The 13482-nt window shown below is 65.5% G+C and carries 13 protein-coding genes and 2 tRNA genes; 7 read left to right on the forward strand and 8 right to left on the reverse strand.

What is annotated here, in order from left to right; translation table 11 throughout:
* The first annotated feature begins 62 nt into the window (after positions 1-62).
* Positions 63-153, forward strand: a tRNA-Ser gene (locus MYCSP_RS01190).
* 24 nt (positions 154-177) lie between these two features.
* On the opposite strand, the gene MYCSP_RS01195 is transcribed toward MYCSP_RS01190, so the two are convergent.
* Positions 178-558 (reverse strand): hypothetical protein, encoded by a 381-nt coding sequence (locus MYCSP_RS01195; RefSeq protein WP_235629510.1) that lies wholly within the window; start codon positions 556-558, stop codon positions 178-180.
* Positions 559-656: 98 nt separating this feature from the next.
* On the reverse strand, positions 657-1208 hold the full coding sequence (locus tag MYCSP_RS01200) for a DUF4334 domain-containing protein (RefSeq protein ID WP_070912225.1): 552 nt from the start codon (positions 1206-1208) through the stop codon (positions 657-659).
* Between the two features lie 52 nt (positions 1209-1260).
* Between MYCSP_RS01200 and tgt the strand changes: the two genes are divergently transcribed.
* Both tgt and MYCSP_RS01210 read left to right on the forward strand, forming a co-directional pair.
* Positions 1261-2481: a tRNA guanosine(34) transglycosylase Tgt gene (gene tgt, locus MYCSP_RS01205; RefSeq protein ID WP_083015257.1), complete on the forward strand. Its 1221-nt coding sequence runs from the start codon at positions 1261-1263 to the stop codon at positions 2479-2481.
* Positions 2482-2525: 44 nt separating this feature from the next.
* Complete coding sequence (locus MYCSP_RS01210; protein WP_083015253.1) at positions 2526-3755, forward strand: cytochrome P450; 1230 nt, start codon at positions 2526-2528, stop codon at positions 3753-3755.
* Here the strand turns inward: MYCSP_RS01210 and MYCSP_RS01215 are convergent.
* From MYCSP_RS01215 to MYCSP_RS01225, 3 genes are read right to left on the reverse strand one after another with little or no spacing between them, the layout of a single operon-like run.
* Positions 3752-5185, reverse strand: coding sequence for an ABC transporter permease subunit (locus MYCSP_RS01215; protein ID WP_088413039.1), 1434 nt, complete (start codon positions 5183-5185; stop codon positions 3752-3754). The genes MYCSP_RS01210 and MYCSP_RS01215 overlap by 4 nt on opposite strands.
* Before the next feature lie 45 nt (positions 5186-5230).
* Positions 5231-6106 (reverse strand): tRNA glutamyl-Q(34) synthetase GluQRS, encoded by an 876-nt coding sequence (gene gluQRS, locus MYCSP_RS01220; RefSeq protein WP_070912228.1) that lies wholly within the window; start codon positions 6104-6106, stop codon positions 5231-5233.
* A complete protein-coding gene (locus MYCSP_RS01225; protein ID WP_088413040.1) occupies positions 6103-7167 on the reverse strand; it encodes an ATP-dependent DNA ligase in 1065 nt (354 codons plus the stop codon). The genes gluQRS and MYCSP_RS01225 overlap by 4 nt, the downstream gene beginning before the upstream one ends.
* Positions 7168-7185: 18 nt before the next feature.
* On the opposite strand from MYCSP_RS01225, the gene ligD reads away from it, so the two are divergent.
* Genes ligD through MYCSP_RS01240 form a run of 3 tightly spaced genes read left to right on the forward strand, consistent with a single transcriptional unit; the run spans position 7186 to position 9970 of the window.
* Complete coding sequence (gene ligD, locus MYCSP_RS01230; RefSeq protein ID WP_070912473.1) at positions 7186-8214, forward strand: non-homologous end-joining DNA ligase; 1029 nt, start codon at positions 7186-7188, stop codon at positions 8212-8214.
* Positions 8214-9473: a glycosyltransferase 87 family protein gene (locus MYCSP_RS01235; RefSeq protein ID WP_070912229.1), complete on the forward strand. Its 1260-nt coding sequence runs from the start codon at positions 8214-8216 to the stop codon at positions 9471-9473. The genes ligD and MYCSP_RS01235 overlap by 1 nt, the downstream gene beginning before the upstream one ends.
* Positions 9470-9970 carry a hypothetical protein gene (locus tag MYCSP_RS01240; RefSeq protein ID WP_070912230.1) on the forward strand — a complete coding sequence of 167 codons (501 nt, stop codon included), beginning with the start codon at positions 9470-9472 and terminating at the stop codon, positions 9968-9970. The genes MYCSP_RS01235 and MYCSP_RS01240 overlap by 4 nt, the downstream gene beginning before the upstream one ends.
* Here MYCSP_RS01240 and MYCSP_RS01245 read toward each other — a convergent pair.
* The 3 genes from MYCSP_RS01245 to MYCSP_RS01255 form a co-directional block, all read right to left on the reverse strand.
* Entirely contained in the window at positions 9967-10644 is a 678-nt protein-coding gene (locus MYCSP_RS01245; protein WP_088413041.1) for a hypothetical protein, read from the reverse strand. The genes MYCSP_RS01240 and MYCSP_RS01245 overlap by 4 nt on opposite strands.
* Positions 10645-10669: 25 nt before the next feature.
* Positions 10670-10758 (reverse strand) — tRNA-Ser (locus MYCSP_RS01250).
* A 5-nt stretch (positions 10759-10763) separates the two neighbouring features.
* Complete coding sequence (locus MYCSP_RS01255; RefSeq protein ID WP_088413042.1) at positions 10764-11942, reverse strand: MFS transporter; 1179 nt, start codon at positions 11940-11942, stop codon at positions 10764-10766.
* A 137-nt stretch (positions 11943-12079) separates the two neighbouring features.
* Here MYCSP_RS01255 and MYCSP_RS01260 point away from each other — a divergent pair, with 137 nt between their 5' ends.
* Complete coding sequence (locus tag MYCSP_RS01260; protein WP_322788552.1) at positions 12080-13459, forward strand: alpha/beta hydrolase; 1380 nt, start codon at positions 12080-12082, stop codon at positions 13457-13459.
* The last annotated feature ends 23 nt before the right edge of the window (positions 13460-13482 follow it).

A 13482-nucleotide genomic window follows, 5' to 3' on the forward strand; every position in this document is an offset into this window, starting at 1 on the left:
GCCGCCGGTCGCCGGGTCAACCGATTGGGGGATAGGGGCGTGCTGCCTGTAGTCTTCTCGGCGGTGGCGTGTCCGAGCGGCCTAAGGAGCACGCCTCGAAAGCGTGTGACGGGTAACCCCCGTCCGAGGGTTCAAATCCCTCCGCCACCGCCATTACCCCCTGACTGTTAATACAGCTCAGGGGGTATTTTTATGGCCGCACAACCGTTCCGCCAACACGTGCAGCGACCGCGCGGTGCTGTCGACCACCACACGCATCAGCACCTTCTCGGAGTGATCGTTGATATCAACCCCGTCGAGATACGTGGTGAGGTCGGTGCCGCCGCCGTCTGTGGCGGTGAGGCCATGGCCGATGGTCCAGCGAGCGGGGTCACCCTCGCGTACCGCACCCACGAACTCGACTGCCAGCAGAGCGCCCGGATCGGCGGCGACAACGGTGCACTCACCGGTGCCCAATAACCGGGTGCCCATGATCGCCGGGTGCGTAATGCGGTACTTGCAACCGACCACCGGCCGGAACCCGCTGGTCTGCAGTGACCACAGATCGGGATCGACCATTTCCTGCCAGACCTGTTGCGGTGAATGTGCGAAAGATCGTTCAAACAAGATCATTTCGGCGCCCTCACCCGGGCAGCTTAGACGGTCGTCAGCACGCGTCAGTCTCGGCGCAAGGTGAAGAAGTACGGCTGGTCCATGTCGCGCAGATCCATGATGCCCAGCAGCGTCGCGTCATCGACCTTGCGGAAGTGGTCGATGATCGCCTTGTGGTCGTAGACCATGGCAGCGCTGACGGCGCCGCGGAACTCGATGTTGCGTAGCCGGGCGCGGTGCTTATTTGTCCTGATCAGCGGCTTGAGCGCGGACAGGGCTGTCGGTGAGGTCCGCTTGACCATCGGGGACTCGGTCAACCCGCTGATCCGGCCCGCCAGCCCCATCGGCGCCAGCATCGGATCGACCGCGAAGATGTCGCCGCCCCCGTCGCTGAACAGCAGCGGATGCACGTGGTCCACGTCATCGAATTGCTTGCCGTACCAGCCGGAGACGGTGAGGATGCCGTCCATCGAATGCCCGGTCGGCACCTCGCCCCCGTGCCATCGCTGACCGATCAACTCCTCTGCGCGCACCGGCTCCAGATTGTCGAAGAAGGTCAGTGCCTCCTGCGTGGTGGTGCCATGTTCCAGCGCGAGAAGATCCGACGTCGATGTCATGACCTGAGCCTACGACTCAGGGCCGCGACGCGCCCAGGCAAAATATCCCCAAATGACTGACCCGTATTTCTCCATCGATGCGACCCTGCCCGGCACCGCGGGACGGGCCGGCGTCATCCACACCCCGCACGGCGATATCCAGACCCCGGCCTTCATCGCCGTCGGGACCAAGGCCACCGTCAAGGCGGTGCTGCCGGAAACCATGGCCGCGCTCGGGGCGCAGGCCGTCCTCGCCAATGCCTACCACCTGTACCTGCAGCCGGGCCCCGACATCGTCGACGAGGCCGGTGGCCTGGGAGCCTTCATGAACTGGCCCGGTCCCACATTCACCGACAGCGGCGGGTTCCAGGTGCTCTCACTGGGGTCCGGCGCACGCAAGGTGATGGCGATGGAGGTCGACCGGGCGCGCGCAGACAACCATGTGGTCGCCGGTAAGGACAAGCTTGCCCACGTCGACGACGAGGGCGTCACCTTCACCTCACATTTGGACGGGTCCACGCATCGGTTCACCCCCGAAGTGTCCATGCGGATCCAGCACCAGCTCGGCGCCGACATCATGTTCGCCTTCGACGAGCTCACCACACTGATCAACACCCGCGAGTACCAAGAGGATTCGGTGCAGCGCACCCACGAGTGGGCGCAGCGTTGTCTCGACGAACACGAGAAGCTCACCCGTGAGCGCGCCGACAAGCCGTATCAGGCCTTGTTCGGGGTGGTGCAGGGCGCGCAGTACGAGGATCTTCGTCGTCAGGCGGCACGTGGGCTGGAAACCCTTGCCAGCGAGGAAGGTCGGGGTTTCGACGGCTACGGGATCGGCGGCGCGCTGGAGAAGCAGAACCTGGGCACCATCGTCGGCTGGGTGACATCCGAACTGCCCGAACACAAGCCGCGACACCTGCTTGGGATCAGTGAGCCCGACGATCTCTTTGCTGCGGTCGCCGCCGGTGCGGACACCTTCGACTGCGTGTCCCCCTCGCGGGTCGCGCGCAATGCCGCCGTCTACACCCGAGACGGCCGCGTGAACATCACCGGTGCCAGGTACCGCCGGGACTTCACCCCCATCGACGCCGAATGCGACTGCTACACCTGCACGCACTACACCCGGGCCTACATGCACCACCTGTTCAAGGCCAAGGAGATCCTGGCCTCGACACTGGCCACCATCCACAACGAGCGCTTCACTATCGGCCTGGTCGACCGCATCCGTGCCAGCATCGTGGACGGCCGCTTCGAGGAGCTGCGGGAAGACACCCTGGGCCGCTACTACCGCTGAGCGGAATTAAGGCAGATCTCAGCATCCGGGCGCACACTGAACAGATGCCTACTACGACCGACCCGGGCACGCTCTTGCTTCAGGTGCTCGACCCGGCCAATCGTGCGAATCCGTATCCGGTGTACCGGCAGCTGGTCGAGCAGACACAGCACGGGCCGGTGCACCCGCCTGGCATGGGAGTGAGCGTGCTGGCGACCTTCGCCGACTGCAATGCCGTGCTGCGCCATCCGCAGGCGTCCTCGGATCGCCGCAAGTCGAAGATCGTCCAGCGGCAGCTCATGCAGAACCCCAACCTGATCGCCAGGCCCTCCTTCTTGGGACTGGATGCACCCGATCACACCCGGCTACGCAAGCTTGCCTCAAAGGCATTCGCGCCCAAGGTCATCAACGCGATGGCCGAGGATATCCAGGCGCTCGTGGACCGGCTGCTGGACGACATCGCCCGGCGCGGCACCTTCAACCTGGTCACCGATTTTGCCTATCCGTTGCCCGTCGCGGTGATCTGCCGCATGCTGGGCGTGCCGATCGAAGATGAGCCTGAATTCGGCAGGGCCTCAGCACTTCTCGGCCAGGGATTAGATCCGGTGTTCGCCTTCACCGGGCAGGCCGCCGGGAACATGGACGAACGCATCAGGGCGAGCCACTGGATGTGGGACTACTTCATCGACCTCATCGCCGCCCGCCGCCGGAACCTGGGTGATGACCTGCTGTCCGCGCTGATTCAGGTGGAAGAGGGCGGTGATCAGCTCACCGAAGAAGAGATCATCTCCACCTGCACCCTGCTGCTCATCGCCGGCCACGAGACCACGGTCAACCTGATCGCCAACGCCTCGTTGGCGATGCTGCGTGCACCCCACCAGTGGAAACTGCTGGGAAACAACGCTGATCGCGCACCACAGGTCATCGAAGAGACGCTGCGTTACGACCCGCCGGTACACATGGTGGCCCGGGTTGCCGAGGGCGACATGCAGGTTCGTGACTTCACGCTGCCCCACGGCGAGTGGGTGCTGTTGATGCTCGCGGCCGCCCAACGCGATCCAGAGGTCGGTCCGGACCTTGAGGTCTTCGATCCCGACCGCGCCGAGATCAAGCACCTGGCCTTCGGGCACGGACCGCACTTCTGTCTGGGCGCGCCGCTGGCCCGGCTGGAGACCAAGTTGGCGTTGAGTTCGATCACCGCCCGGTTCCCTGGGGCGCGGCTCCTCGGCGAGCCCAGCTACAAGCCGAATGTCACGCTGCGCGGGCTGACCGACCTTCCGGTGAGCATCGGCTAGCGCGCGACGGATTTCTCCAGACGCTGTTCCAGCCGGTCCTGCACCACCGACATCGCCATGCAGACGATCCAGTAGTAGACGCCGGCGGTGACGTAGAGCGTGAAGAACTGAAAGGTCGGTGCGGCCGCGACCTGCGCGGTGCGCATCACGTCGGTCACCAGGATCGCCGAGGCCAGCGAGGTGTCTTTGACCAGCGAGATCAGCGTATTCGACAACGGCGGCACCGCGACCCGGCTGGCCTGCGGAATCACGATGCGCCACAGCGTGGTGCTGTAACTCATGCCCAGGCTCGAGGCGGCCTCCCACTGTCCGCGCGGGATGCTCAGGATGGACGATCGGATGATCTCCGCGGCATAGCCGCCGACGTTGAGGCTGAACGCGATCACGGCCGCCGGGAACGGGCTGATCTTCACACCGAACTCGGGCAGCGCGAAGAAGATCAGGAACAACTGAAGCAGCAGCGGTGTGCCCCGGATGATCGAGATGTAGATCCGGGCGAGGCCGGAGATCGCCCGATGTTCGGACATGCGGGACAGTGCCACCCCGAGGGCGATCACCAGTCCGATCGCGAAGCTGATGGCGGTCAGCGGAAGGGTGACCGTGAGCATCGCGCGTGCCATCGGCCACAGGTTGTCCAGCACCAGTTGGGTGTTGGATCTGCCCTGGGCCTCCGCTTCGGGTTGTGCCGTACCGCTGGCGTCTGCCTTGAGGTACTTCTCGGATATGCGGCTCAAGGTCCCGTCGGCCGAGAGCTGATCCAACGCCTTGTTGAGCTCGGGCAGCAGCCCGCTGTTCTTCCGGGCCGCGAAGCCCTGTTCGCTGCGCTCACCGGTAGTCCCCGCGATCTTCACGGCAGGATCGCCGGTGCTGGCCAAATAGGCGTAGACGGCGATGCTGTCGTTGATGACGACGTCGACCCGGCCCTGGCTCAGCAGCGTGATGGATTGGGTGAATCCCTCGACCGCCTCCACGCGACCTCCGGCGTCGCGGGCGATCTGCGACCAGTTGCTCGTCGCGTTCTCGGCGGCTACCTTGCCCCGGACATCGGCCAAACTGTGAATGGTGTTGTCACCGGCACGCGTGACGATCACGCCCTCACCCACCGCGTACGGTGTGGACAGGTCGTACTTGGCCCTGCGCTCGGGGGTGATCGTGACCTGGTTGGCCACCACATCGAAGCGCTCGGCGTCCAACCCGGCGAAGATCGCATCCCAGGGAATTTCGACGAATTCTACTGGGCGGCCTAGCTTCTCGCCCACGGCACGGGCGACATCGACGTCGTAGCCGGTCAGTTCCCCGGTCCGCGCGTCGTGAAAGCTGAACGGGGCATACACACCCTCGGTGCCGACCCGCAGCGGTTCTTGCGCCGGGCCCCCACAACCGGCTACCGCCAGCAGTGTCAGAAGTGCGAGCGCGAGGGCACGAAACACTGCGGGAGGCTAACACGATTCGGCCGGAACCCAGGCCTCTTCGGATCAGCCCGGGTATATCCAAGGCTCACGGGGGATGCGCCGCGCGTCGAACTGCTGCAGCAGGTCGGTGGCGTCGGTGGCCACGTAACCCAGTGAATCGCAGATCAACCGGAAGGCGGGTTGTGCACCCAGGTCGGCGATGGTCACCGCCCCATCGCGTTTGGCCAGCCGTGCGCCTGCGGTGTTGAGCACCAACGGGACATGGGCGTACGTCGGTACCGGATACCCCAGCAGTGTGGCCAAGTACGCCTGCCTCGGCGTGGAGGCCAAGAGGTCGTCGCCGCGCACCACCTGGTCAATGCCCTGTGCGTGGTCGTCGATCACCACTGCCACGTTGTAGGCCGTCACGCCATCGCCGCGGCGGACCACGAAATCATCGACCAGGCCGGTGTATTCACCGTGCAACAGATCCTGCACGGTGCAGGGCGAGTTCTGTGTGCGCAGCCGCAGTGCGGGCGGGCGCTGAGAACGGTCCAGACGGCGCTCTGCGCGTTGTGATTCCGACAGGTCGCGGCAGGTGCCCGGGTATGCTCCGGGTGGGGAATGTGGTGCAGTCGGAGCCTGGGCGATATCTTTTCTGCTGCAGTAGCATTCGTAGAGTAGTCCGCGAGATTCCAGCGATGCGATGGCGTCGCGGTAGGCGGCGGTGCGGTTGGACTGCCACATCACCGGTGCATCCCACCGCACACCGATCGCGGCGAGATCCGTCAGCTGGCGATCGGCCACCTCGGCGCTGGTGCGGGTATCCAGATCCTCCACCCGCATCAGGAACCGGCGCCCGCTCGACCGCGCGAGTAGCCACGCCAACAGCGCCGTGCGTAGATTGCCTACATGCAGGTCGCCTGACGGGCTCGGCGCGAATCGCCCCGCACCCGTCACACCAGGCCCGGAACAATATCGTTGAGACTGAACTCAATTGGCCGTTCGAGTTGCTCGTAGGTGCACGAGCGCGGATCGCGGTCCGGACGCCAGCGGTTGAACTGTGCGGTGTGACGGAACCGCACCCCCTCCATGTGGTCGTAGCGGACCTCGACCACCCGCTCGGGTCGCAGTGCGACAAATGACAGGTCTTTACCGGCATTCCAGCGGGAGCCGGCGTTCTTCTGCGGGGTGCGCTCACCGGCCTCATGGGCGGCCCAGTTCCAGGGGTGATCCTCCAGGGGCGTGACGAGCGGCTGCAGTTCCTGGAAGAGCCGCTTACGCTCGGCCATCGGGAACGCCCCGATCACGCCGACCGAGGCGAGTGCGCCATCGTCCTGGTACAGGCCCAGCAGCAGCGATCCGATCGCGTCGTCACCCGACTTGTGCACCCGATATCCCGCGACCACGCAATCGGCGGTTCGCTCCGGCTTGATCTTGAACATCACCCGCTTATCGGGTTGATAGGCGATGGCCAACGGTTTGGCGATGAGGCCGTCGGTGCCGGCACCCTCGAACTCCTCGAACCAGCGCTGGGCGGTGTCCTGATCGGTGGTGGCGGGGGTCAGATGTATCGAGGTCCCGGCACCCGAGAGCGCGTCCGTCAGCGCGGCGCGGCGCTCGCTGAACGGCCGATCCGTGTAGTCCGCGTCGTCCAGCGCCAGCAGGTCGAACGCGACGAACGAGGCGGGGGTCTGCTCGGCCAGCAGACGGACCCGGGAATCGGCCGGGTGGATCCGCTGCTGTAGCGCCTCGAAATCCAGGCCGGCTTCGGTGGCGATCACGATCTCCCCGTCGATCACGCACCGCTGCGGCAGCTCGGCCAGCACCGCCGCGACCAACTCGGGAAAGTACCGGGTCAGCGGCTTCTCGTTGCGGCTGCCCAGTTCCACCTCCTCGCCATCCCGAAAGATGATCGACCTGAACCCATCCCACTTGGGCTCATATGAGGCGTCTGCGGGGATTTTCGCGACAGGTTTCGCGAGCATTGGTGCGATAGGAGGCATGACGGGCAGGTCCATTCCCATATGATGACGGTAATGCCCACGCCCGCCGAGGAACTGGATGTCGACGGCATCGCCGTCCGGCTGAGCAACCCTGACAAGGTGTATTTCCCCCAGTTGGGGGCTGACGGCGGCACCAAGCGCCACCTCGCCGAGTACTACCGCACCGTTGCCGCCGGGCCGATGATGAACGCGCTACGCGACCGGCCCACGCATCTGCAGCGTTTCCCCGACGGCATAGACGGTGAAGAGATCTATCAAAAGCGGCTGCCCAAGCACTATCCCGACTACCTGGACAGTTGCGAGGTCACCTTTCCGTCGGGCCGAACCGCAGAAGTCCTGCGGGTGACCAAACCCGCCGCCATCGTATGGGCAGCGCAGATGGGCACCGTGACCCTGCACCCATGGCAGGTCAGGTACCCCGATCTGGATCACCCCGACGAGCTGCGCATCGACTTGGATCCACAGCCGGGAACCGGATTCGACGAGGCCAAGGCGGTGGCTCTCGATGTGCTGCGTCCGTTGCTCCACGAGTTGGGCTTGGTCGCCTACCCGAAAACCTCGGGCGGCCGCGGCATCCACGTCTATCTGCGCGTCGAGGCCCGTTGGGACTTCATCGAGGTGCGCCGGGCCGGCATCGCGCTGGCACGTGAGGTGGAACGACGGGCACCGAAGCAGGTGACCACGTCCTGGTGGAAAGAGGAGCGCGGCGAGCGCATCTTCATCGACTTCAACCAGAACGCGCGCGATCGCACCATGGCGTCGGCGTACTCGGTGCGGCGCACCCCGATCGCCACCGTCTCCACCCCGCTGACGTGGGACGAGCTCATCGATGCCGAACCTGACGACCTCACCATCGCGACCGTGCCCGGGCTGCTGCGGAAACGCTCAGACCCCATGGCCGAGATGGACGACGCACCGCAGTCGATCGAGCCGCTGCTTGAGATGGTAGAACGGGACGAGGCCAACGGACTGGGCGATATGCCCTATCCGCCGAACTACCCGAAGATGCCGGGAGAACCGAAACGCGTTCAGCCGTCCCGGGATACCGATAGGAAGCAGTAGTGACAGTCCGCAGCATGTCCTGGCGGACGGCTGTCGCGTGGTTGGCGGCCGGGGTCATCGCGGTGCTGCTGCAGCATTGGCTGATACCGCTGAATGCCCCGAACAGCTTCGGGTTGTTTAGCAACGGCGGCGATCTGATGACCTACCGGTTCGGCGGTCTGCGAGTGTTGCATGGCGAGCCGTTGTACGCCACGGAGATTCCGGACGCGGGATGGTTCACCTACACCCCGTTCGCGGCGATGCTGTTCGCGCCGTTGGGTTTTGTGTCGCTGGGTACAGCGAAGATCATCTGGTTCCTGGTGAATCTGTCGGCGCTCTTCGCCATCATCTGGCGGTGCTGGCGCGTTCTCGGATTCTCGGCCAATGGCCCCCTGGCCGTCGCGTGCGCGGGAATGAACTTGGTGGCCTGGGATATTCAGCCGATTCACGGCACCCTGTGGCAGGGGCAGGTCAACCTTGTACTGGCTGCGATCATCATTTGGGACCTCACCCGGCCGCAGGGAGCCCGCTGGCGCGGCTGGTCGGTGGGTGTGGCTTCCGGTGTCAAGCTCACCGCCGTCATCTTCGTCCCGTACCTGTTGATTTCCCGTCAGTGGCGGGCGGCAATTGCGGCGGTGACCGCGGCGGTCGGCACCGTGGCATGGGGGTGGATCGTGTTGGCATCGGATTCCTCCGACTACTGGTTGGGTGCGGTGCGCACCACCGGCCACATCGGCTCGTTGGACCATCCGGCCAACTCGTCGATTGGCGGCATGTTGTCGAATATATCTACGCCGCAACCCATGCCGACGTGGTTGTGGGTTCTGCTTGCGGGCGCCGCGGCGCTGCTGGGGATGGCGGCCGCGTGGCGTGCGCACCAAGCGGGCCGAGAGCTGTTGGCGGTCACCGTCGTCGGGATGGTCGGCTGTGTTGTGTCGCCGCTGGCCTGGACCCACCACTGGGTGTGGACGGTGCCGCTGATGGTCCTGCTGGTCAACCAGATCATGACTGCGGTCGGCACGGCGCGCTGGCGGTGGGCAACCGTGACCGCCGTGATCGCGGCACTCGTGTCCATGTGGTGGTACTGGGGGCTGTACGTGCGCGCGATGAGGATCGACCCCCACTTCGGTTCCTACATCACCGCATGGGACGCCGTCATCGCGCACATGTCCCGCGCGGAACGGGTATTCGACACCGGGCTCTACCCGTTGCTGTTCTTTGCGGTGGCGATTTGGGTGCTCTCCAGCACGTCGCGGCGCGGCGGTACCGTGCAGGAATGAAACGGTGGGTTGTTGCGACGCTGATGTTCAGCTTGTGCGGCTGCTCGTCGTGGGACGAACCCACGTCCACCCAGACGTCGTACACACCGCAACAGACCGGAGCGTCGCCGATCCGCTATGACTCCGAGCCGCTGGAGCAGCGGTTCCCCAAGCTGCCCAAGCCGGTGACCGGTGAATGGGTGCAGGGGTTCTTCAGCGACGAACCCCTGCCCGGGCCCGACACCACATATTGGGTAGACGCAATCATCGAAATGCCGCCGCAACAGCTGGCCGCTTACGTGGCGCCCTTCCGTTCCAGCATGGTGCTCGCAACACGACCCCGGCTGTGGAAGACGCTCGACACCGGCGTGCCCGCCGCGGCCCAGTTCGAACGCAGCGATGAGCTGGACCGGATGCTGTCCACCAAGACAGACAAGGGCGGCTGGGAGGTCAAGGCCTTCGCACCCAAGGACGGTTCGGTGCTGGTCCTGTCGGCGCGGGGCAAGGACGCGAGCTAGGAACGACGGGTGCGGCGGTTCCGCAGGCCGCGGGCCGGTTCGAGTGCGTCCTCACCCTCGGGCTTCTCGGAGGACTCTTCCGGTGTCTCGGTTGTCTCCGCGGCGTCAGGTTCCTCATCAGCCGTGGTCTCGTCGGACGTTCCGGTCTCGTCGGTCGCGTCCGTATCCGTATCGGATGCGCCCTCGGCCACTTTCTTCTTGGTCTTGACCGGCCGAGGCTTGCGTTCCTTTTCGGGGAGCTCGGCCACAAATGCCAGCGGATAGGCCGCGAAGGCCAGGAGCCCGATGGCCGCGGCGGCGCCGTACACCCCGAACTCCCAGATGCCGAAGCGATCCAGGTTCAGCCAGATCTCGGTGACCGCCGTGCCGACAATCAAGGCTCCGGCCAGGAAGTGGCCGGTGAAGGCCGCCGCACGCAAGGTCAGCGCCAGCTGCGGCGTCGCGAACTCGGGTCGTCGGGTCCGCCGCCAGGACATGAGGGCCGGGATACCCGCTGCCGCCAGCAGAACACCGGCGGTGATGCGCATGGCGGTACCGAAGGCGTGGCTGGTGGCACCGTTCAACTCGGGCCAGCGGGGCAGCACGAAAAGAAAGAAAAGCAGTCCCGCGATCAAGGAGAGAGCGGCATGGCTGCTGGTCAGAACGATGGTCGCCGTCCGGCGTCCGGCAGCCATTGCCCTCCTTGATGCGGTCCTGCAGTGGCGGAGGATAGGGGATTTGAACCCCTGAGGGCTATTAACCCAACCCGCGTTCCAGGCGAGCGCCATAGGCCACTAGGCGAATCCTCCGTCGGTCATGGTAGCGGACTGGGCTGGGTGCCTATGTCCACCGTCGCCTTGACCGGCCCCGATGCACGCCGTGAGCTGGCCACGAGCACCGCGCCGCCGACCAAAGCGGCCACCAGCAGGCCCAGCAGCGGGCGGAATCCGAGGGCATGTGCGAGGTACGGCGCGGAGCTGGCGCCGAGAAAGACGGTGAATCCGTACAGGGCGGTACCGGCCCCGCGCCGGGGCGCCGCCCTATCGCCGAACATGGTGACCATGGCCGTCGAGGCGACGGCGATACCGGCGACGAAGATGTTGCTGCCGATGATGATGACTGGAATGGAGTTGGCGCCGAGGGCCTCCACCGTCAGACCCGCTGCGGCCAGCGCGTAGCCGGCCAGCGCGCCGGTCTCGGTGCCGACCTTGCCCACCCATGACCCCACGAACGGGGCCACCAGCATCCCGGGGATGCCGGCCAGCCGAATGGTGGTGCCCATGGATTCGGGCAGATGCAACGCATCCACCAGCTGTGTTGCCAGGCTGGCGTACATCGCCACGAACGACAGCATCAGCACGAAGACGGCGGCCAGTGGTACCGCGATGTCCGCGCGAGTGAGGAGCCGGGCTTGTGCGGTGAAGCCGGACACCACCCGCGCCGAGGAATCCCCGCTGGGCTCCTCGCGCATGACCACCGCCAACAGGGCGACATTGCCAGCGAGCCCGATCGCACTGACCCAGAACAGCCACTGCCAGCCCCAGGCGTCCGTGACGACCGAGGCCAGCACCTGTCCGAGCACCCCGGCCATCAGATACGCGGTGGACACCGCGCCGATCGCGGTGGTCGCGGTGCGCCGAGGCAGTACCTCTCCCAGGTAGCTCAGTGCCGACGGCGAGAACGCACCGCCGGCGAAACCCTGCAGCACACGGAGCAATCCGAACAGCGCGGGTGTGGGGGCGAACGGAAGCAGAAGGGTCAAGATGGCCATGGCGGACACGCCGGCCAGCAGTACACGCCGGCGACCGAACCTGTCGGTGATCGGACCGAACAGCAGGAATCCCGCGGCGTAACCGAAGAGTGCCGCGGAGAGGGCGGGCGTCATGTTCTGTCCGCCGTAGGACGACGACACCACATCGTGGATCGGAATCCACACGTAAAGCTGCATGGTGACCTGCAGCGCGCACAGCACGATCAGGACAACCCGCGTCATTTCTGCACTATTGACAGGGCTCGGGTGTATCGGCAACCAGCGGCGCGATTGTCCGTCACCTCCGAGATGCGCTGATTCCCAGTGATTCTCCAGAATGTGTGAAACCTGTTTTCAGGAATCGTAGGGACAATCGGGGCGTGCCGCCGTCGGGGACATGGGTGCTGGCCGAGCTGCCTGCATATGCGCGCAACAACCCGCTGTACGCGGGGCCGTCGCTCATCCATGGCTGGCTTCCGGTGACGATGCAGGTGCTGGCCGCGCTGGCGGTGATGGCGGGCCTCTATCGCCGCCCGCGGGGTTGGCTGCGGGTCTGGGTGCCCGGTGCCGTGTTGTGTGGTGTGGGTGTCGGCGCTGTGGCGTACTGGTACATCACCTCACAAGGAATGGCGGACAACCCACCTCCGCTGCTGCTGTGGGTTTGGATCGGTGTGGCCGCAGTGGCATTGGTCGTCCTGATCGTGGGCTGGCTGCACACCCGGTGGCTGCGGCGCGGCGCGATGATGCTGGCGGTGCCGCTGTGTCTGCTTGCCGCGGCGACGGTGCTCAATCAGTGGATTGACTACTACGACACGCTGCGGCTGGCGTGGGCCGCCGTGACGGCGGGCCCCTTGCCCGACGAGGCCGACCTGAATGCGGTACGAGACTTGAAAGGCAAGGGTGTCACGACAACCGGGCGTGTGGTCCCGGTCGAGATTTCCGCGGATGTCTCTGGGTTCACCCACCGTACGGAGTACGTGTACTTGCCGCCCGCCTGGTTCGCACGGCCCGCACCCCCGGAACTTCCTGCGGTCGTGATGATCTCCGGGGCCTGGTCGACACCCGCGGACTGGCTACGCCAAGGCGATATCGCGGGTGCGATGGATCGTTTCGCGCAAAACCACGATGGAGTGACACCGGTGCTGGTGTTCGCCGACACCGGAGGGACCTTCAACAACGACACCGAATGCGTGAACGGTCCCCGGGGCAATGTGGCCGATCACATCACCAAAGAGGTTGTTCCATATGTGAATTCCGAGTTCGGGACGAGCACCGGCCCCGACAACTGGGGCGTCGTCGGATGGTCGATGGGCGGAACGTGCGCGGCCGATCTGACGATCACCCACCCCGACCTCTTCCATGCCTTCGTCGACATGGCCGGCGACCTCACTCCCAACGCGGGCACCAGGGAGCAGACCGTGGAGCGGCTCTACGGTGGTGACGAAAAACAGTGGGCGCTGTTCGACACGCTATCCGTGATACACGACCACGGACGGTACCGGGATGTGGCGGGCTGGCTGGACGTATCGACTACCGCGAAGATCAGGGCGGGGCAGGAACAACTCACCGGACCGATCGCAGCGAGTCGGTTGTGTGACGCCGCACTGCAGGCAGGGATCGAGTGCGCGGTAGTCAGACGCGCCGGTAATCACGACTGGGCGTACGCGCAGGAGGCCTTCGCACAGGCGTTTCCCTGGATCGCCGGTCGGCTCGGTAGTCCGGGGGTCGACCGGCTCCCATTGCCCCCGGCCTCGTCGTGAATGGCAAGCATTCGCAACGCAAT

Origin of the sequence: Mycobacteroides saopaulense (assembly GCF_001456355.1) — a bacterium.
GTDB classification, from domain to species: domain Bacteria; phylum Actinomycetota; class Actinomycetes; order Mycobacteriales; family Mycobacteriaceae; genus Mycobacterium; species Mycobacterium saopaulense.